This is a genomic window from Bacillus sp. AR8-1, from assembly GCF_008042345.1.
In the GTDB taxonomy this organism is placed as follows: Bacteria; Bacillota; Bacilli; order Bacillales; family Bacillaceae_G; genus Bacillus_A; species Bacillus_A cereus.
The window spans coordinates 295,631-320,050 of record NZ_QNUB01000005.1 but is presented as its reverse complement, the minus strand read 5'-3'; the positions used below and the strand labels follow the sequence as shown (position 1 = coordinate 320,050).

Below are 24,420 nucleotides of genomic sequence, written 5' to 3'. Positions count from 1 at the left end.
TGCTGTAGCAGCTATGTTATGAACACAGGAAATAAACTCATAAGTGAATGCGTCAATTTCCTCTTTCGTAATAATATACGGCGGAAGTAATCGAATAATATTCCCTTGTGTTACATCGACTAACATCCCTTTATTCATTAACTCAATCTGTAATTTCTTTACATTTTCATTCGTGTCATTCACACTTATCCCAAACATCATCCCCGCATGACGTACTTCCTGAATATAATAAGCATTTTCTTTCTGAATATCTTGCAGTTTGTCATTCAAATATAGTGACGTTTCATAAGCTTCTTGCATTAACCCATCATCAAGTAATGTATTTAATACAGTTAAACCTAAAGCTGTTCCCATTGATGAATGAGCAAATGTTGTCCCGTGATCTCCTGGTGAAAATACATCACATAACCTTTCACCTACAATAATTCCTCCTAGCGGTATCCCGCCTCCTGCTCCTTTACCAATTTGAATAATATCTGGTGTGATATTAAAATTTTGATAAGCAAATAATTTTCCCGTTCGCCCCATACCACTTTGAACTTCATCAACGACAAGAAGTACATTATATTTTTCACATAAATTTTGAACACCATGTAAATATTCACTTGATAAAGGATAAATCCCCCCGCTACCTAAAACAGGCTCTAGCATAACCGCAATTGGATTTTCTTTAATAATGGTTTCTTCTAATTGGTCTATATTCTCGCGCTCTACTTCATATACAGGAATAGATGTTTTAGGGAAATTTTGATATACCTTTTCTTGTCTCGTAAAATGCAGTGCCCCTAACGTCCTCCCGTGAAAACTATCTTTTAACACAACTACTCCATCACGCTCTTCATTCGCAATAAATCTATATTTATCAATTAATTTTAATGTTGTTTCTGTCGCTTCCGTACCAGAGTTTGTAAAAAAGACTTTTCCGCTTTTTAAAGTACAATCTACTAATTTCTTTGCATACTCAATTGCAACTGGGTTTAAAAAATGAAACGGTAAATGCAACGATTTCGCAACTTGCTCCATTGTCATTTGTACAATTTTAGGATGATTGTATCCTAATACATTTACTCCTACGCCAGAAAATAAATCTAAATACTCTTTACCATCTACATCATACAGTTTACACCCTTCTCCTCTTTCCATTGCAACCTCTGTACGACAATATGTAGACATCATATATTCTTTATCTAATTGAAACCAATCCGACATGTTAAATTCCTCCTAGTTATTTTTCCTTTTTTAACGTTCATTCTCTATATAATCGTTTATAAATTAAGTTTTAAGATTGAAATTTTAATAGTGGTTTTCTTCCACCTTTTTAGTAAAACGCGTGCTTTCTCTTCCCGATATTCATTTTTCCATAATTTCTTCTATTTCAACAGGTCCACTACATATGTGTTTTTTGTATCTAGCGGTATGTTACTGCTTTGAACTTTGCATGTCATACATAATTAGGGCTATAGAATCATATTTAGTAACATTGGACAAAAAAGATTTGGAGGCTATATCGATGGATGAAAACTATGATAAACAGGGGCAATCTATACTAGGGAAAGACTTTAATGAAAATGACGAACGTAATGAACAAGCTAAACTTCACTCTCAAACAGTTGGTTCACGTGGACCCGTACTAGAGCAAGATAGTGTACTGCATGAGTCATTACAAGAATTTATTCATGAAAAAATTTTAGAAAGACCTGTTCATGTAAAAGGATTTGGTGCGTTCGGTTATTTTCAAACGATATATTCGATGTCTGAACATACTAAATTAAGTTTTTTACAAAATTCTAATGAGAAAGTTCCTGTTATGGTGCGATTTTCGTTAGCTGTTAGTACGAAAGGAACACCGGATACTGCTAGAAATGTACGCGGTTTTTCTACAAAATTTTATACAAAAGAAGGCATTTTTGACCTTTTATGTAATCACATTCCTGTTTTTTCTGTTCGTGACCCAATGCGTTTCCCTGAAACGATTCAAGCATTATTGCCTTCACCTAAAAATAACTTAATAGATCCTAATAGATTTTGGAGTTTTGTCGCTAAAGCACCTGAATCTATTCATTTTGTTGTCCGTTTATACTCTAATAATGGTACGGCCAAAAGTCTTCGCCACATTCCAGGACATAGTGTTAATACATATGTATGGAGAAATGCGGAAGGTAATCGAAAGTATGTAAAGTATCATTGGTACCCATTTGAAGGTGTACAGTACATTACTAGTAAAGAAGCAATTAAACTAGCTGCTGAAAACCCTGATTATAGCGGGAAAGATTTATATGATGCTATTGAAAATGGTAAACCAGTGGAGTATGGTTTATACGTCCAGCTCATGGATCCGAAAGATGAAGCGCACCTATCTTATGATCCTTTAGATGACACAAAAGTATGGGATGAACAGACGTATCCTCTCATACCAGTCGGGAAAATGGTATTAAATAAAAATCCTGAAAATTTTATGGAACAAGTAGAGAAAGTCGCATTCTCCCCTTCTAATTTACTGGATGGTGCAGAACTATCAGATGATAAAATGCTGCAAGGGCGCGCTAACATTTACAGTGATTCACAAAGAAGAAGAATTGGTCCCGAATTTCGCAAATTAACGATTAACCAACAGCAAGATTGGACACCCGCTAATCAAATTACAAGCGGTGACGGAAGGTACGTTGAAGGTAAACTTGAAAGAACTTCTATAACAAAACAGAATGACTTTACGCAGGCTGGTGAATTTTATACGAAGTTAAAACCGATAGAAAAAGAACATCTCGCTGAGAACTTAGCTAGTGATTTGAAAGTTATATCCGATGATATTAGGGAGATCGTTTTGGGGTATTTCAATCAAGTATCAACTGATTTGAAAACAAGCATTGAGACAAAAATGAAAGAGCATTAAGAAGATTAAAGTATTCTTTACGAATGAGAATTCAAATCTATATTAATTATTTTCTTGTCAAAATCCAATGAGATTATTTAATTTAAAAATATAAAGCCAATATATCCCTGTTCTATAATTAGAACAGGGATATATTGATATAGTTTAATTTTTAACATTACATACTTTATTTTGCTAAAAAATGCAATAAGTTTCCTTTCAAAATAAATTATAGTAAACTATTTTACTTGTACCGTATAATTCCCTATTCCACCACCATACTTATATACACATAAGTAATATTTCCCTGGCTTTGCATTATAATTTCCAAGCAATTTGTTTCCATCACGTTTTGTTGCATAAGCTACATAATTATTTAGATCTGATTCAGAATATAATACCCAGTTCAGTCCAAGATTTTGTTCGTTCGTAACAGAAATTTGTAAATCTTTTTGATCCTTTACATCAATAACAAATTTATCCCCCTGATCTTGATCGCTCAAGGTTCCTCTTAACAAAATATTCAAAGATAGTGGGTTTGCTGTTTCAAATGAATTATTTGGTTCTTTTTCTACAGCCGTACCTTCTTCCGTATTCACTCCGCTAAACACAACATCATATTCATATTGCCCAGCATTATTTACACGGTAATTTACAAAATAAGCAGTCAATGTTTTATATCCAGTCCACTCTTTTCCTGAAAGACGTTTCAACATATCATTTGTTGCTTCATTCATCACTTTCCAGTCCTCAACTTCTCCTTTAGCCGCACTTCCTGTATATGTTCCCTGTAGTGTAAATATATTAAAGAATTGTGATTTATTCTTTGTTACTTTCACATCTTTTAATTTCGCTTCATTCGTAATATCTGAAGTAATGTCCGAAAGCGATTTTGGATCATGCTGAGTTAAATACTCATCTGATACTTGTGGAATTGTATACTTATCGCGATTATCAATAAGCATTTGCATATAAGATTGATATTCTTCATTTAACTTATTATCTTTGCTTAATGTAGCACGGTATGCATCGTAACTTGAAACATCATTTGCGCGAATCAAATCATGCACTTTATCGAACATTTCAGGGCGCTTATTATACATATATGATTGCAGCGCAAACGAATAATTATAAAAATCCCACGTTCCATATTTCGCATTTAATGTTTGTGATGCTGTATAACGTTTTGCAGGATCATTAGATAACCCACCAATTATACTTTTTCGCGGTACTACACTATCTAATCGCGTTGCACCTGCAAAGAACTCTGCGTTTCCTTCTTCAAACCATGTTAAACGTTCATTTTGATACATTTCTCCTTGTCCCCATAATCCCTGAACTTCGTACCTTCCCTGTAAGTAGTGCGTAAATTCATGGCGGAATAATTCTTCCAAACTATAAATACTTTGCTCTGGTGTACGTTCATATGTAAAGAAAGTCCCTGTCCCTTCAATATAAATCCCACCATTATTCGTTTCATATCCGTACAGTTGACGATTAAATTGATACTCATCTGGGCTATTATAAATAACCATCGTTAACACATCATCAGCATGTCCACTTTCAAGTGGTTTATCGCTACCAACTGTACGATAAAATTGAGAACGCACTTCTTTTGCCGCCCAGTATAGACGTTTAATTTTCTCTTCGCTAACTTTATCCCCAGCTTTAAAGACAATTGCTCCATCATCAAACGTATACGTTTTCGGTAAATATTTCTTTTTACCCTCTTCTCGAATTTGATCTAAATTTACAGTTTTTCCGTTCGCATCTATTCCTCCATAATTTGTAGTAATTTGTTCTGCCGCAACAAAGTATTGCTCTCCTAAATATGGATAAATTCGCATTGCATCTGTAACAACTTGTTGTCCTTTTGTCGGCGTGCTATGAAGCTTGCCCAATCGTCCAGCATAGTAAATTCCATTATTAATTAACCATCCGTTTTTATTTGTTACTGTACCAAGTAGTGCAAAACGATTTACTTCATTAATAAAGTTATCAATATTTCGAAACCACATCGTATCTTTTGGCTCTTTTCCAGTCGTGTACATATCCGTCTGAATATCAAAGTCAATTCCCTTCATCAACTCATATATAGCGTCTCCTTTTGTTCGGTCTTCAATGAAAGTTGCAAGATTATCATTATATTGTTTAAAAATTTCACCTGCATATAAAACCGTTTCAACATCTGCTGATGCATTTCCAATTAATTTTCCATATGATGCAATTACTTTATTTTGTTCTGATGTACCAAGTTTGAAATTTGGATTTTTTGCAATTGTTTTTAAAGCTGGTAAACATTTATCATGGTAGCTACGCTCATTTAGTTTGCTTAATTCATCATGGTAAAAACCTAAATAAAATGCTGCACGTAGAGCTTCTACTAATGTTTCAATCCCTTTTGAATCATCTTTCGTATAAGCTTGTCCTTGTTCTGCTAGTTTATTAATAATTGCTTGCATTCGACTATCATCTTGATAGAATTTAAGACTATCACTATTAAACTGAAATAACTCTGGAATTTGATACCATTTAATTGTCACAAGAAGATCAGTTAATTGTTTATTATTTAATTGATTTAACTCAGCCATTGAATACTTTTTTTCTTCAGCTAACGGTTTAATATTATCGTTTGGTGCTAGTGGACGCTGCGATAAATCCGCTAATTTTAACCGTTTTGTAAAAGATGCATTTTCTTGTACTTTTGAAGGGTGCGCCAATTCATCAACAGATTTCTGTATTCCTACCGGCTCCATTTGTAATACGTTCTTCACATTTTTCTCTTTTGTCTCTGCTTGAATTTGCAAACCATTACATGTTATTGTCACTAGTCCAACACCAAGAATCCACTTAGAAATTTTCGAATATTTAACCATACCATTGCCCCCTAATAATTTAAAAGAAAATTCAGAATTTTTAAACCGAAAACCTACTTATTTGTATGTATTTACAGTTCCGCTATAAATACAACTATGATTAATAATGCAATAGTAGCTTGTTTTATACTATTACGAGTACAGATTCCTTACATACAATCTCCCTTCCTTACATTTAATACAAGCAAAAACTGTGCCAATCATATTTCTTATGCATGGCCAATATTCTTTTATAAATACTGTAGAATAAAATATACATAGGTGGTTCGGCAATGTATAAATCATTTGACACAAAATCTAATGTTTATGAAGAACAAATTCATTGAATGTTATAAGTTCATTAGCCAGTACATAATTTCCAACTAAAAACATCCCCAATTTTTAAATCTCTCAAAAAAAGGTAAACAAACATATTCCATAAAGCTAATATGTTCGTTTACCTTTTTCTATTTCAAATCAACAGCAAAATATCATTGAATAAAAACAGCATGAATACGTATTTTGTTATTCATTTCTCTTTTTCATATAATCTTTTTCACATTGCAAAGGCTTGAATTTCACTTTTTTCCCTTTCTTCTTTTTCGTTTTTATAACGAGCCATTCCCCTTTTTCAACGTCTAGTTTTAGGCGTTTCATTACATTGATATTATCTTTTTCTTTATAAAGTAAAAATGCTTCTTGCGCCCTCACAAATAAGCTGGGCTGTTCGCTAAATCCACCACTATCATAAATTTTAGTTAGCGAATTATAATAAGAATCATTTTTCTTTCCACCATACATCAAATGGGCAGCCTCCAGATCTCTTTTACTTACTTCCCAAAAACTATGTTCATCAATATTTAAATTAAATGTGGATTTAATGTCCTGTATTATATTCTTCACATACTTTTCATCTCGAACTTTTCTTTCTTCGAGACAATCCAAAGATAACCTTGGTGCATCTGATTGGGAATGTACAACGTGTTGTATCGATACACACAGAATAAATATGCTTAAAATGTAAAATATTTTTTTCATATTTACATATCACCTCAAATGATTTAGATACTATATCATTTGAGGCTTACAATATTCTTATGCTAATAATGTAAAAGGCCCTATAATTTAGACTATTATAGGGCCTTTCCTTTTAATATTGCTTTATTAAATTCACCGGCGAAGCCAGTACCTTACTACTTTTCACATCATATATTCCTATAGGTGTTACTCGTATAAAAGGCAAGTGCGTCGCAGAAAAGAATAAAATTGTAAATGCTGGATCATCATACGCGTAGCCACGCTCTTGTAGTAATTTCACCATCTGTTTCTCTTCCTGTATTAATTCACTCATTTTTAAATTCGACATAATCCCGAGCAATGGTAATGCTATTTCGTGTAACACTTCATTGTTTTCTGCTACGACCATTCCACCACCGAGCTCTTTTACTCTACGAAAAGCTGTAAGCATATCTTCTTTACTTTTTCCAATGAGAATCATATCACCTGTGCCAGAATAAGAACTAGCAAGACCACCTAATTCTTTCGCAAAACCTTTTACAACTGTATTTACTCGCCAAGTACCATCACGAGCAATCATCATGAGGAAGCATTCATCATGATCTGTGGATAATTCATCACAGTCTATATTGATTTCACTAGTATATGGTTTTGTAATAACGTTATTTAATAAGTGTATCCCCGTTTTATTAGAGAAAATCATATCCTCTTTTTCTATTGACCAATCTAATGATAATGGAGTTACTTTATATTTACTCCAGTCTATATGTAATGCTTCATGCGTATTTACACCGTCACGCTTCACCCATTTCCCCTTTGCAAGGACACTAATTGGTACTGGGTTTTCTTTACTTTCTAAAATATTGATATTAGCAATTCTACCTGTCGCAATCGAACCATGTACATGTTCCATATTATAATAGCGAGCAATATTATAACTTGCCATATGGTATGCATCTATTACTGGCACTCCTTGTTTTATCGCGGTAGAAATCATTACGTTTGTCATTCCATTTTCATAAAACGAAGGATGTGAGCCGTCTGTAGTAAGTATAAATCTATCAAACTGTTTCACGCCTAATTCCAACAATTCTTTTAATAAAACTTCTAAATCCGGTCTAATGGAAGAATTTCTAAGAGAAACGGTGTAACCTTGCATAAGACGAGTGAAAGCTTCCTGCCCTGTCATCGCTTCATGATCACAATCTGTACCTAACAGTTTTAACTTCGCTAAAGTCGTTTCAGATGCACCCGGAAAATGGCCTTCTACTTTCTTCTGCAATCGCTTCGTTTCCTGCACCCAAGTTAACATTTCATCATCACCATGTAATAATTTTGGCCATGCTGTTAACTCCCCACCTTGAAGAACAGCTTCTTGTTTCAGCCATTCTATTATTTCTTTACTATTAAACAAAGATTCCCCGTTTTGCAATTCAGTCTGTCCATCAAAACGGCACCACCAATACATAGTAGCTGGAATCTTTTTAAATTCCTCTAATAAACGAAATGATTCTTCACGTTTTAATGTGAAAAATAGAGTTAAATTATCATTAATAAAAGTCGTTGTCCCAAATTGCATCGCATGATTTGCTAGCGTCTCTGGGTTATACAACTGATATGGATGTGCATGCGGTTCTATGTAACTGGGAACGACATACTTTCCATCACAATCAATGACTTCACATTTATATAGTTGCTCTGGCAACTTTTCTCCTACATATATAATACGGTCATCATAAATCCAAATATTTGCTTGCATCCATTCATGTATATAGGAATTTAAGTATGTTGCATTCTTTAATAATTTGTGTGGACTTCTTGTACCGTCTATTATTTCAACATGTTCTCGTAATTGCTTGTTACTCCATCTAAACTGATTTTGTCCCAATGTATTTCACTCCAAATCAATTTACTTTTTTATTAAAACAAAATAATTAACAAACTAAAGTATTATCCATTCATAACTCCCCTGTATAGCCCCTATACCTCTCATTATATGGAATACTCTAAAAAATAACAATTTTCAAAACAAACAACACCTCTTTGTCCCACAACAAAAAGGATGTCATGCAACTGACATCCTTTTTAAACTAAACTATAAGATTGAATTGCACTTTGAAATACACTTGTATCTTATTTATGTTCTACATATACTTAATACTATATTATGAATGTTAATACTTTCCTTATTTGTGAAATTTAAAAAGCATCTCTTTTATTTACAGCTATTGCAGAAACCTATTCGCTTTTTCTTCATCTATTTATTAAATTCAACTTGCATCATTTTATCAAACTGTGTAAGAATATCAACCGGACCTAAAGAATTAACATTGACAGCAAATGTATGCTTGCCTCCAATTACTCCACCAGCAAAAGTCATAAACCCAGGAATTGATCCTCCGTGCCCCCATACTGAGACACCATTTGGAAGTTTAGTCTCATAGATTCCAAGACCATATCCATCCCCAACCCCTTTTCCTTCTACAGGAACTGTAGTAAGCATTTCTTTTAGCTCGCGTTCCTTCAGTAACTTACCACCGAGTAAAGATGAAAAGAATTTGTTTAAATCATCCGCATTAGAAATCATATCTCCAGCTGCATTAGCTAAACTCGGATTATAATACGTAATGTCTTTCAACTCGCCTGTTTCTTCCATTTTCACATATCCACGAGCATGGTTCTTTCCTGGGATGACGGGTGAATTTCCTGGTAAAAACGTATTTGGCAAGTCCAGAGGTTCAATAATTCGCTTTTCAATTTCTTCCGCATAACTATTACCAGTTATTTTTTCAATAAGCATTCCCAATATTACATATCCTGTGTTTGAATACAACCAGTCTTTGCCCGGCGAGAAATCTGGAGGCAGAGAAAGGCCTATTTTCACTATTTCTTCTGCTGTATACGTTTTTTTCGAATTCATTACGTCAGCGTCTTTTGACTTTAAATATTCAGCGATACCACTCGTATGATTCAAAAGTTGTCGTATCGTAATTTGATTTCCATCATACCCATTTCCTTGCACGAGACCCGGCAGCCACTTTTCAATTGGATCGTCAAGTTGTACGCGATTTTCTCCTACTAATTGAAGAACAGTCGTGGCGGTAAAAGTTTTCGTCACACTACCAATCCGAAAGCGAAAATCCGATTTCACCGGTTTCTTTGTAATTAAATCCGCCACGCCAGCAGTATAACTATTAACTTTCCCTTTATTAGACGTCTTAGCTAATACCCCTGGTGCCCCAATTTGTATTGTTTCCTGCATTACTTGTTTCCATCCATTCCGATTCTTTTGATTAGATTCTTGTGACGAATTAGAAATATTTTGAGTAGACTCTGCTTTCACAGTAAAACCAGGTGTAAATAGAGTAGTACCCGCTAATAAAACTGCTAAACTTGCCAACTTAATTTGATTACGTGTTTTCATAAGGCTTTCTCTCCTCTATTAATATCGTATTGATTCAAGCTATACTTTCATCCTATACGATAAACCTCTCTTTTTTCTTATCCATTCCTTACGAAATACTTACGTTTAAATTTAATTAGGTTAAACTAAGGAAGAGTTATGCATGCAAATAAAAAGAGAACATGTTTTCACTTTTTATGTAAACATGTTCTCATAAACATTTAAAATTCTATATCAGCTTTTCATCCTATTCTTTACACAACTAATCTAAATTCCTTTTTACCAGCCTGCACTAGCATTCATACCATTTCCAATAATAGAAAGTAATAACGGCCATAATACTGGTCCTAATGTAAGAAATACATTTAGAAGTATGAGCATTCTATATCCAACGGTGAAATTGTGATTTTTACGATTAACAAATACTAAACTGATTAATGATATTATAGTCGTTAAAAATAATACTAACATTAGCAACCAATACCACACCATTAAATTAAGACTCCATGGTGTCAATAGCTCATGTATGATGCAAAATGAGATTCCTAATACTGCAAAACTAAAGCTAGTCACCGCTGTTTTTATAAGCCATTTATTTAATTTTTTATCGTATGTATTTTTACAGTATAAATCTATTAAAGTATATAAAGATAAATATGACATTAATACGCCTACCCAAGATAATAACCAATCACCGTCCCCTTGAAATAATAAGAACAGCAACCAACACATACCTACTGCTGAAAAAACAAAGGAAATAAGTATGCTTTTTAATACCGATTTCATTATAGTTCACACCCTTAAAAAATTTAAAAATAAATTATAAGTTATTATTTACATACTGGCCGTGTAACTTTTAACTCTAATACATTTCTTTTTCTTTCTATTTTAATAAAACAAGGATAAATACATTAAAAAATTAAATATACATTAACACAAAATTAAGTATAAGTAAAACAAATTAATTTACACTTAATTTACTTCACTTATTTAAAGGTGATTACATACATGAAGAAGAATAATAATGTTGATTAAAAAATTGTAACAGAATTAACTAATATAACCATTTCAACCTTAAATTGAAATAAAAAAGATGACCTCAGCCACACGCTAAAGTCATCTTTTTCTACCTTCTTATTTTACTAACTCTCCATTATAAGCTTTTATATTAAGCGGAGCAGTTAAAAATTGTGCTGCTTTACTAACGAAAGATGTGAAGTGTTCACTCGTATTATGGCTCGCAACTGCTGCTTCATCTTTCCATACTTCTACCATCGTATAAACACTTTCTTTTTCTGTATCTTTATATAAGTCATAAGATACATTTCCACTTTCTTCTCTTGAACCGTGAATGAGTGGCTGAATTTCTTCTAAAAATGCTTGTTGTTTTGCTGGATCTACTTGAAATATTGCGTGAATAATAATCATGGTGTTTCCCCTTTCATATTCCACTTATTTCTTTAAAATTACTTCCACTCTGCAACTTTTTCAATTGGAAGACGTACTGATTGGTAACCACTGTCAGCAGCTTTTCCGATTGAAATTAACATAACTGGTACGTGACGGTCTTTATCTAGTCCGAAAGCTTCTGCGATTTGATCTTTCTCAAAACCACCAATTGGACAAGTGTCATAGCCGTGAGCACGAGCTGCTAACATAAATTGCATTGCTACAAGACCACCGTCAATTAGTACTGTGTCTTTCATTACTTCTGGTGTAACCATTGAGAAATAAGCTGAAAGTTTTTTCATTTGATCTTCTTTTACTTCAGCTGGCATAAGTCCGCGCTCTACTGCTGTACCATAAATTTCTTCTGCGTTATCAAAGTTGTTTAAGTCACCGAATACAGCGATCATTGCTGAAGATGTTTCTACTTGAGATTGATTGAATTTCGCAAGTGGTGCAAGTGTTGCTTTTGCTTCGTCACTTTCAATCACAAGGAATCTCCATGGTTGCATGTTTACTGATGATGGTGCAAGTGTTGCTTCTGTAAGAATTTCTGTCATTTCTTCTTTGCTAATTTTCACTGAAGGGTCGTACTTACGAATTGAACGACGTCCTGTTAAAATTTCGTTAAAATCATTTGTTTTTACTGAGTTAGTCATAGTTGTATTCTCCCTTTTTTATAATTCTTTTATATTTTCTTGAATGTGATTTAACATATTTAAAAGATTATCGCGTTCTTCCTCACTTAATCCTTTAAATGCAGATGCTGCAAAACGTTCTTTTTCTTCTTGAAACGCCTGAATTTTATTTCGCCCCTCTTCAGTAAGAGAAACTAACGTAATTCTGTTATCATCTGGATTTTTACGTCTTACAATCATTTCATTGGCCTCAAGCTGCTTTAAATGCCTTGTTATCGCAGCATTATCAATATTCACTTCTTGCTGAAGTGCTTTTTGACTAATTTCACCTACTTCATATAACTGAAGTATAAGCTCTAATCGAGACTGGCTCATACCCGTACACCCTTCAAATTTCGAACTTACTTCTTTATTTAGAAAGTGTAATTTATATAAAATAATCGCTTCTTTTGAGCATGAACTTGTCAAATTACCCCTCCTTTACAATCAAAACGAAAACATTTGATGTATCAATAGTTGATATGTCAATTAATATAATCTATATCGATTTAGAATGCAAGCATTTTGTTTTCATTTTATTTTTTCCAAATTAAGGCGCTTTGTAGCGTTACAAATAATGTTAATTGCACTATAATAATACTAATTTAAAGAACTGGAGAGTGATTGATAATGCGGCAATACACAAATAGAAATGAGGAAATGAAAATGGAAGATGAAATGAGGATATTGATATATGACAACAATAAATATAGGGATTGTCGCGCACGTAGACGCTGGCAAGACGAGTTTGACTGAGCGTATTCTTTATGAAACGAATGTGATTAAAGAAATTGGCCGAGTAGATAGTGGTAATACACAAACTGACTCAATGGAATTAGAAAGACAACGCGGAATTACGATTAAAGCATCTGTCGTTTCTTTCTTTATTGATGATGTAAAAGTAAATGTCATTGATACACCTGGACACGCTGATTTTATCGCTGAAGTGGAGCGATCATTCCGCGTTCTAGACGGTGCGATTTTAGTTATCTCTGCCGTTGAAGGTGTGCAAGCACAAACAAAAATTTTAATGCGAACATTACAGAAACTAAACATACCGACAATTTTATTCGTTAATAAAATTGATCGTAGTGGAGCAAACACTGAAAAAGTTATGAAACAAATAAAAGAGGTTCTTTCAAATGAAGCATTCCCCTTCTACTCTGTTCTAAACGAAGGAACGAAAGAAGCCCGGATCATTGAATATAAATCATATGACGATTGTATGGAACTGTTAGCACCATTTAATGAATCATTACTTGAGTCATATGTAAATAACGAAATAATACCGGACGCACTATTAAGAGAAAAACTAGAACAGCAAATACAGCAAGCAAGTGTGTATTCAATCTTTTTCGGTTCAGCAATGACAGGTATAGGAGTAACAGAACTACTTGAAAAACTTCCGGCCCTAATGCCAGCTCTTACATCGGCACAAGAGGAACCATTATCCGGTGTTGTTTTTAAAATTGAACGTGAACCTTCTGGAGAAAAGGTTGCTTATATAAGAGTTTTTTCAGGTAGCTTACATGTTAGAAAATATGTTGATATACAGCGCGATGAGTCTCTACCACATAAAGAAAAGATTAAAAAAATGTGTATGTTTCATAGCGGAAATGCTGTTCAATCTACTATCGTTCCTAGCGGAGAATTTTGCAAAGTGTGGGGACTGAATGATATAAAAATTGGTGATATTATTGGTGAACGTACGGATTATATAAAAGATATTCACTTTGCCGAACCACAAATGGAAGCTTCCATTGATGCAGTATCAAAAGAAAGAATTCATGATTTATACGCTGCACTTATGGAGCTATGTGAAGAAGATCCACTTATTAAAGTGTGGAAAGATGATGTTCATAATGAACTATACATTCGCCTTTTCGGTGAGGTACAAAAAGAAGTAATTGAAACAACACTTTATGAGAAATATAATTTGCAAGTTACTTTTTCAAATACGCGAGTTGTATGTATCGAGAAACCAATTGGCTTAGGCAATTCTGTTGAAGTAATGGGTGAAAAAGAGAATCCATTTTACGCAACAGTCGGATTCAAAGTTGAACGTGGTGATCTTAACTCTGGCGTAACATATCACTTAGGGGTTGAACTCGGATCACTACCTTTAGCATTCCATAAAGCGATTGAAGATACGGTATTTCAAACGTTAAAACAAGGATTATATGGATGGGAAGTTACAGATATTATCGTCACGTTAACACATACTGGTTATGCTAGTCCTGTTACAACAGCAAGTGACTTTAGAAACTTAACACCGCTCGTATTAATGGATGCTTTAAAGCAAGCTGAAACATATGTATATGAACCAGTAAATGAGTTTGAATTAACTGTACCGGAGCACGCAATTAGTACTGCAATGTATAAACTCGCTGCCGTTCCAGCAACTTTTGCAGAGCCTATATTCAATTACAATTCTTATCAGTTAACAGGATCATTACCTGTTGCGAAAACAGAGAGTTTCAAACAAATACTACATTCATTTACAGAAGGAGAAGGCATATTTACAACGAAGCCAGCTGGTTTCACAAAGCTTATGGCTCCCTTCCCTACTCGAAAACGTGTTGATTATAATCCGCTGAACCGGAAAGATTATTTGCTTCATGTGTTGAAGGCTTATTAAAAGTAAAAGAGGTGCAATTCGCACCTCTTTTTGCATGTATTGATAAGTTATTTTTTCCTAAAAACTTCTTTAAGCTTTTCTATTATATTTGCTATCGCTTCAATTGAATTCTTTGTTTCATATTCCCCAACATTTACAGAATGATTTGCGTTTTTACTCGACCGCTCGGTACGTACCAATAATCTTCACCGTCACCTTGCAGAATGAGTATTTTATTATCGTTTTTACAAATTGCTCCGACTCGGTAATTAAAACATGTTTTCTCTACTTTAAATGTAAGATCCATCCCTCATTCCCCCTATATATTAAATATCGAATTATTACAAAACTATTATGTATATCCTGTACAAATAAGGTTATTAAATTTTTCCATTATGTTCAATGATTTTTGATTTTTTCAAAAACTCTATATACCTTATTTGTCATTACAACTATAAATACATATGTTACAATCACAGTGCATAATAAAAAAGCATTATGGGAGGTATGAATGGAAACATTATTAATCCAACAAACTGAGAAATCAAATAAGTTTTGGAAAATCGTTGTGAAAAATAGAGTGAAACTTCAATAAGTGGAGTTTTTATCTTTCCCCTGTTGCTTTTAAATAAAGTCACGATGTTTCAAATAAAGTTGGGATAAAAAAGAAATTAATCTTTTTTATGATTTACATGGATTTTAATTTTATTATAGCTATAGTTGAGATTATGACTAATGGATTTCCCAGGAATTTCTTTATATTTTTCATGTTTTTAACCTCCATTGCATTGATAATCTTGCAACAAGAAGTATACGATGACCAATCCGTTAAACATATATAAGGTCAACTTATGTTTCTTTTTTTATTATGCAAGACTATACTTCTATAAAGTTTTGAATTAGGTTAGTTATCCAAATCCTGCTAAAAATATCCCAAAATTATATTATAATAATTTTAAATAATGATCCTTTCAATTGTATCAACAAGACTTTTGAGTACTATTATATTTCTACAGTCAACCATTTTATCTTAGGAACAATAATTAGGTTAACTTATGTGCTAATTAACTCTTTTTTCTAGAAAAGGCGTCTTTTATTACACCTGTTAATACATTTAGGAATAATAAAATAGCCATAACTGCCGTTAGTACGTTAAATTGCTTTGTTTTATAAGGAGCGAACAATTCCGTAAAGAACTCCGAATTAACAAGACGGTCCCCAACTCCTCCTTCCTTGAAGTTTGGTATCCACGAAGTCATATCAAGGATGATAAAGATTAATTGCATGACTAGAAATGCTCCAAGAATTTTCAGCCACTCTCGTATTCGATTAGGACGCTCTTTTTTTGATGTCATTTAAACAATCCTCCTTTAAGAATTTACTATTAAAAAGCTTTGTTTTGATAGATACGAATAGATAATATCCATGATACTCCATAGCAACCGACTGCTATGACAGAAATAACAAAAAATAATTTTAAATCTGAAATCTCTTTAAAAAAATTCAATACGTCATTAGCATATTTATTTAATAGATATGCAGTATTTCGAATCAAATATATAACTCCAATAGACAAAAATATAAAAACTGGTACAAGTGTTTGCACTTTAAATGCAACAAAAAATGGTATATAAAATGCAGTAATCAGCATGACTGCCAAAAAGCCTAGTATGAAACTTTCTAAGGAAGCCTGAATTTTCATACCGTCTACAATGAAATATTTTCCAACTAAACAAAACGGGATGGTTACTATTGTAAAAAGTAAAGTTCCAATGTATCTTGAACTTATAATTTCCTTCCTAGTATATGGTAATGAATTCACTAAAATATTCGCATTGTCTTTAGCATCAGATTGATGTGTATTAATCACAAAAACGGCACTACAAATGATTAAGACATAGGCTACATCCATTCCCGCCCACAAATAGGCAACAAGAAATAGGAGATAAGCAGGTAAAAAAGCTTTTTGTAAAATCAAATCCTTCTTAATTAAATTTAGCATCTTGACTCCCCTTTTTCATGAAATACATAATATCCTCTAAACTTGGTTTTTCAATCATCACTTCTTTGTTAAATAAGTTTTCGATAGAATGCACATTTTCAGTCAATCCCTCGAAACCTGTATTTGCCTTACGTACAGAAATAAATTCGTGCTCAGTATTAGAATCTAACAATTCTAGTCCTCCCTTGACCAAAGCATAATCCTCTGCAATGGCATAAATATCTTTTGTGAAAATATGCTTCCCATCTTGAATAAATGTAATATAATCGGCAATGCGATCTAAATCCGTTGTAATATGAGATGAGAAAAAAATAGTTTTCTCTCCATCCTGCATAATGTTTTGTAAAACATCTAATAATTCTCTTCTGAATACAGGATCGAGTCCGGAAGTGGGCTCATCCATAATAATTAATTCGGCATGATGTGAAAGTGCAATTGCGAGAGAGGATTTCATTTTCATCCCTTTGGAGAACGTTTTTATTTTTTTATTTAATGGTAATTCGAACAGATCTTTATAATATGTAAATTGATTATAATCCCATTTTTTATAAGCTGGTGCAATAATTTTAGTAATTTCCTTTAATGTAAGTTCATTATAAAACACATTATCGTCATAAACGAAGCCAATTCGTTCTTTAATTTGCTTCGCACCATTTGAATAGTTCATACCAAATAAAGAGACGTTTCCACTATCCGGGTTTATTAGATTCATAATCATTTTAATCGTTGTGGATTTACCTGATCCATTTCCTCCAATAAAACCCGTAATAAATCCTTTTTTTACTTCCATCGATAAATTTTTTATTTGAAACCCTTTAAAAGATTTACTAACATTTTGAAGTTCTATTACGTTTTCCAAGAGTTTTCCTCCTCATATAAAATCGTGAGCATTTCTTTTAGTTCATTTAAAGAAACATCCATTTGTTTAGCATTTTGAATTGCTTCACATAACTTTTCTTCAACCGTTTTTAATTTTTTTTCTTTCATAGTTTCAAGGTTTTGCCCTGCTACAAAAGACCCTTTTCCGACAATGGAATAAATAAAACCGTCCTTTTCTAATTCCTCATATGCTCTTTTCGTTGTAATAATACTTATTCGTAAATCTTTTGCTAATTGACGCATTGAAGGAAGAGCATCTCCTTGTTTTAAATCACCTAGTAAAATAAGCTTTTTTATTTGGGCACTAATTTGTTCATAAATAGGTTCCTTTGAAGTGTTCGTAATAGTGATTTGCATGCAAATACCTCTTTTTGAGAATATTGTATATATACTTTATACACAATATATACTATCGTACATTTTTAATCAACAGGAAATTCCCAAAATATAATCAAAAATACAAGTTTATAGGGAATTTAATTAATAAAAATTATTTTTACGCGTAGTTAATCTCCCAGCTAACTTCCTCGCATTCGCCGGATTTTGAGTTGGAGCTCTTACTGCCCGTGAATGCAGGATAGAGGCTACTTTGTGTTTTACGGAAAAATCGGCACAGCTGGTAGTGTAAAAGCAAAAGAGTTTGAAACAAAAGAAGAATTTGAGGAAGTTGATATCGGGGTAGACTAGGATGAAGATGACGAGGAAGGATTGAAAAAGATGTTTCCTATGCTATGGGAAATGTATGGAGAAAAACCGATTGAGTGGTAGATTTATATTCGAAAAACGCCTTGTTTCTTTATTAACAAGGCATTTTTTCTTGATATTATGTTTAAATTGTTATCTTTTTTTGAACTTCAGTAAGTTCATCCTTCATATCTGGATTTTTTAAACTTAAGTTTAATGAAATGCTGCGAATGGTGTTTTTCCACATAACCTTTTCTCCCCCTTACGGTCCCTTATGTTCAATCAAGTTTATACTAATAATCAAATTTTGTATGCACTTGTATGACGAATCACTTGGTTGCTTTCTTTTCAGTAGAATATTCACTTACAAAACGAATTTCCCATTTTTTCTATTCCATCGTTTCACCCCCTTATTTAAATAAACAAGGGTGGCTCCTCTAAATTTATAGATACCACTTTTCTAACAATTCCTTCTCCCTCTCATCTGAAATACCTGCCTTTAATTCCCTATCTTCCATTTCCTTCATCCACACATACACATCTGTAACAGTATCTTCTAACCTTCTAAAAGTAAATCCTGCTTTAACAGCACTCTCAATATTAATAGAAAAACCACCTTTCCACGGCTTCGTTTCCCCTTCTAATGAAAAAGTTTCGGGAAGCCATAATGGCATTTCTGTCCAAGGCTGCACTTTATGTTCTTTTATAAATGATTCATCTACCCAGACGAATTCGGCATCGCTTTTCGTAACTTTTTTACACGTATTTAATAGTTCTTCCATCATCAATTTATAATTCGGACCTGTAATATTAAATGTTCCTGCTTTATTATTTTCTGCCATATTTAGTCCCCATCTTGCGACATCTTTTATATCAACTAATTGCACTGGACGTTTTTTTCTTCCTGGTACTAACAACTTTCCACCCTTTGCTACACGCTGAATCCAGTATGGAAGCCGACCTGTATAATCAAACATCCCTGAAAGAAGTCCTGCTCTTACGTGTAAAACACGCCCCGGCCAATACTTCTCTGCTTCTTTTTCACATAATACTTTAAGCGCACCATAATGCTCATAAGGAGATATTTCACCATTCTCTACAGCCTTTATTTGATCTTCCATTAGTTCAGGTTGTAATAAATAGTCTTCTTTTATGTGGTGTGGGATCCAATCTTTATATACGGAAAGGCTTGAGATAAATATATAGTGTTCAATATTATCTTTAAGTACTTCTCCAACATTCCTAATATGATGTGGAGAAAATCCACACGTGTCTATGACAACATCCCATTTTCGATTTTCTAAACTTGATACATCATTATTTCTGTCACCGATTAACTGCTCTACTTCTGGAAAAATTCCTTTGTTTGTTCCGCGATTAAATAATGTAACGTCATGCCCTCTTTTCAACGCCTCTTCTACAAAAGCTCTTCCTAAAAATCGTGTACCGCCTAGTATTAGAATCTTCATGGTTCTCCCCCATTCATGATTAAAAATCCTTTCTTTTGTTAAACGATTTTTTGTTGTGAAAAGTTACGGGGATAGTTTAATTTTTTATACAAGTCCAACATCATCCATTTAAAAGTATATACTCTTTGATTAATCTCCATCTATCATTTGCTTCTGGTACAACTGCAGAAGCAGTCACCACAACCAATTCCTTCTCTGGTACGCAACAAATAACATTCCCACCGTCACCCATAGCACAGTATGAAAAGATTCCATCTTCTTCTCGTAACCACCATAAGTAACCATATTGATTTGAATTCATCGCTATTGATTCTTTTATCCATGATTTTGATAGTATTTGTTTTCCATTATGAATACCTTCATTCAAATACAGCTGTCCAAACTTAGCCATATCTCTAACCGTTAACGTTAGTCCCCAGCCGCCCGTCGAAATACCGTTTGGATCGTGAACCCATCCCTTTACAGCTTTTCCGAATAAGTCATCAAATCCAAATGCTTTCATATTGTAGTTTGAGATTTCGCTCATGCCGAGTGGTTGAAATAAGTATTCATTCGCAAACTCACGGGCACTTTTTTCTGTTACACTCGTAATAATCGCTGATAGTACATGTGCTCCTGCAGATGAATATTTAAAAGATCCAATTTCTCCGCCTTGTCCTATCCTATTTAACGTATACTGTACCCAATCTCGTTGCATACATAGTTCTTCTAACGGCTCCTGCCAGTCTACGAAAGGATGTGGAGCTGTCATTGTCAACAGATGTCGTACTGTTATTTCAGATGAATTAACGTTATATTCCGAGAAAAATTCTATTACTTTTTGATCAACGCTTTTTATATAGCCCTTATCTATACATATCCCAATTAGGGCAGAGATTACCGTTTTTGTAACTGACGCTATATGAAATGCATCATTTGGACCATGACCGTTATAATAGTTTTCAAAAATATAATCCCCTTTTTGTACTACTAACATCCCATTCATATTTTCATATTCTTCTTTTATAATCAGATTTAACTTTTCAGCATTTTTCATCATTCATTCCCCTTTAACCTATAATTAAAAAGGTTCGATAGGTACATATATATCAACTATATGTTTCTTTTCCGGGTGCCGTCTTGGGTCATTTTTATACATTTCAAAAGGATACGAATCTCTCGGTTTATATCCGCTATTTGGAAGCCACTTACCGTATATAAAGTCCCATGCCCCTTTATATTCATCTTGGAATATTTCAAAATGTCCTACTGCATACTTTCCAGAAGGTATTACCATTATTCCTATGTCGTTCGTTTCTACTGCGGACGCATCCGGAATTGTTATACATAAACTTGTTCTTAAATGATAGTCCTCAGTAAATTCATGATGATCGTGGTAAATGGTTAATACTTTCGTATCATCAAATACATGATAGTTTTGTTTAGCTGCGTAATGAAATAATTTCTCTATCATTTTTGGAAAAGCTATAGTTAACTCTCCATATGTACCGATATGTCTTGTGTATGCAACGTTTATATCATCCGCTGTTACAATTTCAACATTCCCTCGAACCTTCTTACATTCATTGTATTGAGAAATTCCTCTTACGACTTTGCAATTCTTGCTATTGTGATTTCGATATTGAGACGGACTTACTCCGTAATAATTTTTAAATGTACGGGAGAAAACTGCTGAATCTGTGAAACCAAAATGGTAAGCGATATCCGTAATCGTCATATCCAATCGATATGTAAGAAGGTTTGTTGCCCTTTCTAACTTCAATCGATTTACATATCGTGATAACGGCTCGTCTACTATTCCTTTAAAAATTCGATGAAAATGAAACTTTGAAAATCCTGCTATATCCGCTAGCTCTTCAATGGATAGTAAACTGTCTATGTTTGATTCTATATAATCTTGAACTATATGTATGCGTCTTACATACTCATTTCTACTTTGTTTATTCTCCATACTTTTATCTCCTCATCACAAAAAGACTAACAACACGTTAGCCTCTCTTTACACATTTTTCAAAAATAACACTCTACTCCCGCCGTTCCCATCATAATTTGTATGTACCGATACACCCTCTATCTCATCATCCCCAGCCTCAATTTGAAAGCCAATCTCCCTATGAAACTGTATCGATTTTTTATTAACTGGTGACGTGATTGCTTTTACAACTTTACGGTTATTTGCACGTGCGACATCAAAGAAATACGAATACAATGTCGATGCAATTCCTCTTCTTCTATACTTCGGATTGACACCGATAAAATGAACGTACGCTTCCTCTTTATGCGTTTGTGAGAAGAATCCGCATAAGAAACCTAACGTTTCTCCCTCTTCTTCAATAATAAAACTCGTTTCTTGAAAGTGAATGAAGAACAATTTTGGCAACATGGCAGCCATGTCTCTCCCGCCCCACCAATCATTTAAAACAGAATGAATCTTTACATAATCTTCCCCTTGGATGTTTCTTACTCGCATATGTTTCTCCCTCTCACTCACTTCATTTTTTCATAAATTTTAATGACTGTTTCTACTAATAGGATGAATACCCATATCCCGCAAAATACGAGAACTGACTGAAATATAGAACCTAGCATAACAATACTTATTAAACCTAATTCTGATCCTGAAATGGACATTTCATCAAACCCCAGGTTATGTATAAATGGACCAGTTGAAAAAGCCATTAAAATAGATCCTATTAAATAAATCACACTCATTATTTTTAATATTTTTATAGAAAGATACGAAGTTTGTTTTTCTTCCACTTGTGATAATTCGATTTCTCCACTCGCAATTCCTTTTTGCAAACAGTCCTCACATAGAAATTCTTCCTTAATTTTTTTACCCCCGTGCAATGTACCTGTAATTTCTTTACAGCGCGAACACTTTCGATTTATCATTTTGTTATCACTCCAATCTCGTAAGATTATACTTATACAATTCTATTTTTACCTTATTATTCCTTTTGTGTATTTTATAGAGAGGTGACGTGTTTTATGATATCTAAACTTATTTTTGGTTATAAAAAGCCTACTGAGCAATATGTATTACGGCCTAGTTGTTATGCAATTATTTTTAACTCAACTTCTTCAAACATTGCTATTATCCAAAAAGGAGACCGTTATTTTTTACCTGGTGGCGGTATGGAAGGTACCGAAACAAAAGATGAATGCTTACATCGTGAACTACTAGAGGAATTAGGATGGATAATTGAAATTAATCAATATATCGGTAATGCAATGCGATATTTTTATGCGGAAAAAGAAGATACTTATTATTTAAACGATGGGTTCTTTTATATTGCGAACATGGTGCAGACACAAACTGAAAACTGTGAGGAAGATCATGTTTTGCGGTGGATGTCTCCTTTACTTGCTGTAGAGCTTCTCATTCATGATCATCAAAAATGGGCTGTTGAACAAGCGCTTTTATTACAAAAACCAAAAGGATCTCCTTCTATATGAAAGAGATCCTTTTTATTGTTAACTTACTTTTTTCAAATTGAGAGCTGGCTTTTGAATTCCACCCTTTTTTACAACATATAAGCCGATAAAGATTATAAGTCCGCCAACGAGTTGCATCATGTTGATTTGCTCTCCGATAGTTACTGCCGCGAAGATAACTGCGAACAATGGTACAAGATACATATAAACCATTACTTTCGTTGAGCCTATTTTACTAATACCGACATACCACATTGCAAGTCCGAAGATTGTCGCGAAGACGATTGAATATGCTAGAGACCCCCAGCTTGGCATGTCTACTGGCCACGTTAATGTATTTACGTTGAATAAACAATATACAACGAGAGGTACAATTCCAATTAAAGTTGACCAAGATGTGACTCTCATTGCGGAATATTTTGTTATAAGAGGTTGCGCTAATATTGGATACCATCCCCACGCAATCGCTGCGACTAATCCAATTATGTTTCCGAGCCACGCATATTCGTAAGTAGTTCCTCCTGTATGTCCTGTTAATAAAACGAATGCTGCACCAATAAACGCTACTATTGAACCAATTTGTACCTTCATCGAAAAACGTTCTTGTTTGTGCAATACTGCTAATATCCCTGTAAAAATAGGTGACATCGCAATTAATAATGAGGCGTTCGTTGCTGAAGTATATTTCACAGATAGCATAAACATCGTTTGATACATTGTCGTACCAACGATACCGACTGCTACTAATCGTAACCAATCTTTTCTTTCAATACGTAATGAGCGTTCCATTATAAAAGTAATAAGTAATAATACCGGTGATGCTACTAAAAATCGTAAACTATTAAATTGAATGGATGACATAAATGCCACTCCATACTTTCCTATTGTATAATTTGCTCCCCATACTAATGCAACTGATACTAGGAGCCATTCCATTTGCCATCGTTTCATCCGAATCTCCCCTTCCCTATTTAGCATAGTAAAATTGGCTGGATATAACACCGTCCAATTGGCTGTTTTTTTACCCAGCCAATTTGCTATACTGGATGTATATAAGAGATACG

22 protein-coding genes and 4 pseudogenes are annotated in these 24,420 nt (G+C 33.7%); 5 read left to right on the top strand and 21 right to left on the bottom strand.

Annotation, left to right across the window (positions count from 1 at the left end; genetic code table 11):
* Window positions 1–1,209 (bottom strand): aspartate aminotransferase family protein (locus tag DN400_RS02945; protein ID WP_147801537.1); only part of this gene is annotated, 1,209 nt, incomplete at its 3' end.
* Window positions 1,210–1,510: 301 nt separating this feature from the next.
* Between DN400_RS02945 and DN400_RS02940 the strand changes: the two genes are divergently transcribed.
* Complete coding sequence (locus DN400_RS02940; protein WP_097947212.1) at window positions 1,511–2,890, top strand: catalase; 1,380 nt, start codon at window positions 1,511–1,513, stop codon at window positions 2,888–2,890.
* Between the two features lie 218 nt (window positions 2,891–3,108).
* On the opposite strand, the gene colA is transcribed toward DN400_RS02940, so the two are convergent.
* The 8 genes from colA to DN400_RS02900 form a co-directional block, all read right to left on the bottom strand.
* A complete protein-coding gene (gene colA, locus DN400_RS02935; RefSeq protein ID WP_147801536.1) occupies window positions 3,109–5,745 on the bottom strand; it encodes a collagenase ColA in 2,637 nt (878 codons plus the stop codon).
* Window positions 5,746–6,249: 504 nt separating this feature from the next.
* On the bottom strand, window positions 6,250–6,762 hold the full coding sequence (locus DN400_RS02930) for a hypothetical protein (RefSeq protein ID WP_065228998.1): 513 nt from the start codon (window positions 6,760–6,762) through the stop codon (window positions 6,250–6,252).
* A gap of 112 nt (window positions 6,763–6,874) precedes the next feature.
* A complete protein-coding gene (locus DN400_RS02925; RefSeq protein ID WP_147801535.1) occupies window positions 6,875–8,629 on the bottom strand; it encodes an adenine deaminase C-terminal domain-containing protein in 1,755 nt (584 codons plus the stop codon).
* A gap of 369 nt (window positions 8,630–8,998) precedes the next feature.
* Window positions 8,999–10,165, bottom strand: a complete 1,167-nt coding sequence (locus DN400_RS02920; RefSeq protein ID WP_065229000.1) for a serine hydrolase domain-containing protein — start codon at window positions 10,163–10,165, stop codon at window positions 8,999–9,001.
* 258 nt (window positions 10,166–10,423) lie between these two features.
* Window positions 10,424–10,930, bottom strand: a complete 507-nt coding sequence (locus DN400_RS02915; protein WP_065229001.1) for a DUF3902 family protein — start codon at window positions 10,928–10,930, stop codon at window positions 10,424–10,426.
* 348 nt (window positions 10,931–11,278) lie between these two features.
* A complete protein-coding gene (locus DN400_RS02910; RefSeq protein ID WP_000583805.1) occupies window positions 11,279–11,572 on the bottom strand; it encodes a putative quinol monooxygenase in 294 nt (97 codons plus the stop codon).
* Window positions 11,573–11,610: 38 nt separating this feature from the next.
* Window positions 11,611–12,249 (bottom strand): nitroreductase family protein, encoded by a 639-nt coding sequence (locus DN400_RS02905; protein ID WP_000185375.1) that lies wholly within the window; start codon window positions 12,247–12,249, stop codon window positions 11,611–11,613.
* A gap of 18 nt (window positions 12,250–12,267) precedes the next feature.
* Entirely contained in the window at window positions 12,268–12,696 is a 429-nt protein-coding gene (locus DN400_RS02900; protein WP_000204172.1) for a MarR family winged helix-turn-helix transcriptional regulator, read from the bottom strand.
* Between the two features lie 265 nt (window positions 12,697–12,961).
* On the opposite strand from DN400_RS02900, the gene DN400_RS02890 reads away from it, so the two are divergent.
* Window positions 12,962–14,905: an elongation factor G gene (locus DN400_RS02890; protein ID WP_065229002.1), complete on the top strand. Its 1,944-nt coding sequence runs from the start codon at window positions 12,962–12,964 to the stop codon at window positions 14,903–14,905.
* Window positions 14,906–15,056: 151 nt separating this feature from the next.
* On the opposite strand, the pseudogene DN400_RS02885 reads toward DN400_RS02890, so the two are convergent.
* Window positions 15,057–15,191: pseudogene (locus DN400_RS02885) on the bottom strand (NUDIX hydrolase); the annotation flags it as partial.
* Window positions 15,192–15,395: 204 nt separating this feature from the next.
* Between DN400_RS02885 and DN400_RS02880 the strand changes: the two are divergent.
* A pseudogene (locus DN400_RS02880) lies at window positions 15,396–15,464 on the top strand (WGR domain-containing protein); the annotation flags it as partial.
* Window positions 15,465–15,948: 484 nt separating this feature from the next.
* Here the strand turns inward: DN400_RS02880 and DN400_RS02875 are convergent.
* Genes DN400_RS02875 through DN400_RS02860 form a run of 4 tightly spaced genes read right to left on the bottom strand, consistent with a single transcriptional unit; the run spans window position 15,949 to window position 18,122 of the window.
* Entirely contained in the window at window positions 15,949–16,239 is a 291-nt protein-coding gene (locus DN400_RS02875; RefSeq protein ID WP_065229003.1) for a YfzA family protein, read from the bottom strand.
* Window positions 16,240–16,268: 29 nt separating this feature from the next.
* On the bottom strand, window positions 16,269–16,886 hold the full coding sequence (locus DN400_RS02870; protein ID WP_065229004.1) for an ABC-2 transporter permease: 618 nt from the start codon (window positions 16,884–16,886) through the stop codon (window positions 16,269–16,271).
* Window positions 16,870–17,745 carry an ABC transporter ATP-binding protein gene (locus DN400_RS02865; protein WP_065229005.1) on the bottom strand — a complete coding sequence of 292 codons (876 nt, stop codon included), beginning with the start codon at window positions 17,743–17,745 and terminating at the stop codon, window positions 16,870–16,872. Before DN400_RS02865 ends, DN400_RS02870 begins: the two co-directional genes overlap by 17 nt.
* The gene (locus tag DN400_RS02860; protein WP_065229006.1) at window positions 17,733–18,122 is read right to left on the bottom strand and encodes a GntR family transcriptional regulator; all 390 of its coding nucleotides are present in this window, start codon (window positions 18,120–18,122) and stop codon (window positions 17,733–17,735) included. Before DN400_RS02860 ends, DN400_RS02865 begins: the two co-directional genes overlap by 13 nt.
* A 288-nt stretch (window positions 18,123–18,410) precedes the next feature.
* Here DN400_RS02860 and DN400_RS30230 point away from each other — a divergent pair.
* A pseudogene (locus DN400_RS30230) lies at window positions 18,411–18,533 on the top strand (DUF4240 domain-containing protein); the annotation flags it as partial.
* 64 nt (window positions 18,534–18,597) lie between these two features.
* Here DN400_RS30230 and DN400_RS02850 read toward each other — a convergent pair.
* The 6 genes and pseudogenes from DN400_RS02850 to DN400_RS02825 form a co-directional block, all read right to left on the bottom strand.
* Window positions 18,598–18,696 (bottom strand): annotated as a pseudogene (locus tag DN400_RS02850) (SMI1/KNR4 family protein); the annotation flags it as partial.
* A 196-nt stretch (window positions 18,697–18,892) separates the two neighbouring features.
* Window positions 18,893–19,918 carry an SDR family oxidoreductase gene (locus tag DN400_RS02845; protein WP_065229007.1) on the bottom strand — a complete coding sequence of 342 codons (1,026 nt, stop codon included), beginning with the start codon at window positions 19,916–19,918 and terminating at the stop codon, window positions 18,893–18,895.
* Window positions 19,919–20,018: 100 nt separating this feature from the next.
* Window positions 20,019–20,954, bottom strand: coding sequence for a serine hydrolase domain-containing protein (locus DN400_RS02840; RefSeq protein WP_065229008.1), 936 nt, complete (start codon window positions 20,952–20,954; stop codon window positions 20,019–20,021).
* A gap of 24 nt (window positions 20,955–20,978) precedes the next feature.
* Window positions 20,979–21,869 carry an AraC family transcriptional regulator gene (locus DN400_RS02835; RefSeq protein WP_065229009.1) on the bottom strand — a complete coding sequence of 297 codons (891 nt, stop codon included), beginning with the start codon at window positions 21,867–21,869 and terminating at the stop codon, window positions 20,979–20,981.
* A gap of 48 nt (window positions 21,870–21,917) precedes the next feature.
* On the bottom strand, window positions 21,918–22,388 hold the full coding sequence (locus DN400_RS02830) for a GNAT family N-acetyltransferase (RefSeq protein ID WP_001266040.1): 471 nt from the start codon (window positions 22,386–22,388) through the stop codon (window positions 21,918–21,920).
* Between the two features lie 17 nt (window positions 22,389–22,405).
* Complete coding sequence (locus DN400_RS02825; RefSeq protein WP_000610492.1) at window positions 22,406–22,813, bottom strand: DUF3980 domain-containing protein; 408 nt, start codon at window positions 22,811–22,813, stop codon at window positions 22,406–22,408.
* Between the two features lie 96 nt (window positions 22,814–22,909).
* Here DN400_RS02825 and DN400_RS02820 point away from each other — a divergent pair, with 96 nt between their 5' ends.
* On the top strand, window positions 22,910–23,377 hold the full coding sequence (locus DN400_RS02820) for an NUDIX hydrolase (protein WP_065229010.1): 468 nt from the start codon (window positions 22,910–22,912) through the stop codon (window positions 23,375–23,377).
* Between the two features lie 18 nt (window positions 23,378–23,395).
* On the opposite strand, the gene DN400_RS02815 is transcribed toward DN400_RS02820, so the two are convergent.
* On the bottom strand, window positions 23,396–24,307 hold the full coding sequence (locus DN400_RS02815) for a DMT family transporter (protein ID WP_023522331.1): 912 nt from the start codon (window positions 24,305–24,307) through the stop codon (window positions 23,396–23,398).
* Window positions 24,308–24,420: the final 113 nt, after the last annotated feature.

Excerpts from the sequence above, each read along its gene's own strand:
- DN400_RS02830 (WP_001266040.1), bottom strand. The coding sequence starts at position 22,388 with ATGCGAGTAAGAAACATCCAAGGGGAAGATTATGTAAAGATTCATTCT.
- DN400_RS02940 (WP_097947212.1), top strand. The coding sequence starts at position 1,511 with ATGGATGAAAACTATGATAAACAGGGGCAATCTATACTAGGGAAAGAC.
- DN400_RS02860 (WP_065229006.1), bottom strand. The coding sequence starts at position 18,122 with ATGCAAATCACTATTACGAACACTTCAAAGGAACCTATTTATGAACAA.
- colA (WP_147801536.1), bottom strand. The coding sequence starts at position 5,745 with ATGGTTAAATATTCGAAAATTTCTAAGTGGATTCTTGGTGTTGGACTA.
- DN400_RS02905 (WP_000185375.1), bottom strand. The coding sequence starts at position 12,249 with ATGACTAACTCAGTAAAAACAAATGATTTTAACGAAATTTTAACAGGA.
- DN400_RS02840 (WP_065229008.1), bottom strand. The coding sequence starts at position 20,954 with ATGAAAAATGCTGAAAAGTTAAATCTGATTATAAAAGAAGAATATGAA.
- DN400_RS02870 (WP_065229004.1), bottom strand. The coding sequence starts at position 16,886 with ATGCTAAATTTAATTAAGAAGGATTTGATTTTACAAAAAGCTTTTTTA.
- DN400_RS02920 (WP_065229000.1), bottom strand. The coding sequence starts at position 10,165 with ATGAAAACACGTAATCAAATTAAGTTGGCAAGTTTAGCAGTTTTATTA.
- DN400_RS02835 (WP_065229009.1), bottom strand. The coding sequence starts at position 21,869 with ATGGAGAATAAACAAAGTAGAAATGAGTATGTAAGACGCATACATATA.
- DN400_RS02845 (WP_065229007.1), bottom strand. The coding sequence starts at position 19,918 with ATGAAGATTCTAATACTAGGCGGTACACGATTTTTAGGAAGAGCTTTT.
- DN400_RS02825 (WP_000610492.1), bottom strand. The coding sequence starts at position 22,813 with ATGATAAATCGAAAGTGTTCGCGCTGTAAAGAAATTACAGGTACATTG.
- DN400_RS02820 (WP_065229010.1), top strand. The coding sequence starts at position 22,910 with ATGATATCTAAACTTATTTTTGGTTATAAAAAGCCTACTGAGCAATAT.
- DN400_RS02815 (WP_023522331.1), bottom strand. The coding sequence starts at position 24,307 with ATGAAACGATGGCAAATGGAATGGCTCCTAGTATCAGTTGCATTAGTA.
- DN400_RS02915 (WP_065229001.1), bottom strand. The coding sequence starts at position 10,930 with ATGAAATCGGTATTAAAAAGCATACTTATTTCCTTTGTTTTTTCAGCA.
- DN400_RS02890 (WP_065229002.1), top strand. The coding sequence starts at position 12,962 with ATGACAACAATAAATATAGGGATTGTCGCGCACGTAGACGCTGGCAAG.
- DN400_RS02875 (WP_065229003.1), bottom strand. The coding sequence starts at position 16,239 with ATGACATCAAAAAAAGAGCGTCCTAATCGAATACGAGAGTGGCTGAAA.
- DN400_RS02930 (WP_065228998.1), bottom strand. The coding sequence starts at position 6,762 with ATGAAAAAAATATTTTACATTTTAAGCATATTTATTCTGTGTGTATCG.
- DN400_RS02910 (WP_000583805.1), bottom strand. The coding sequence starts at position 11,572 with ATGATTATTATTCACGCAATATTTCAAGTAGATCCAGCAAAACAACAA.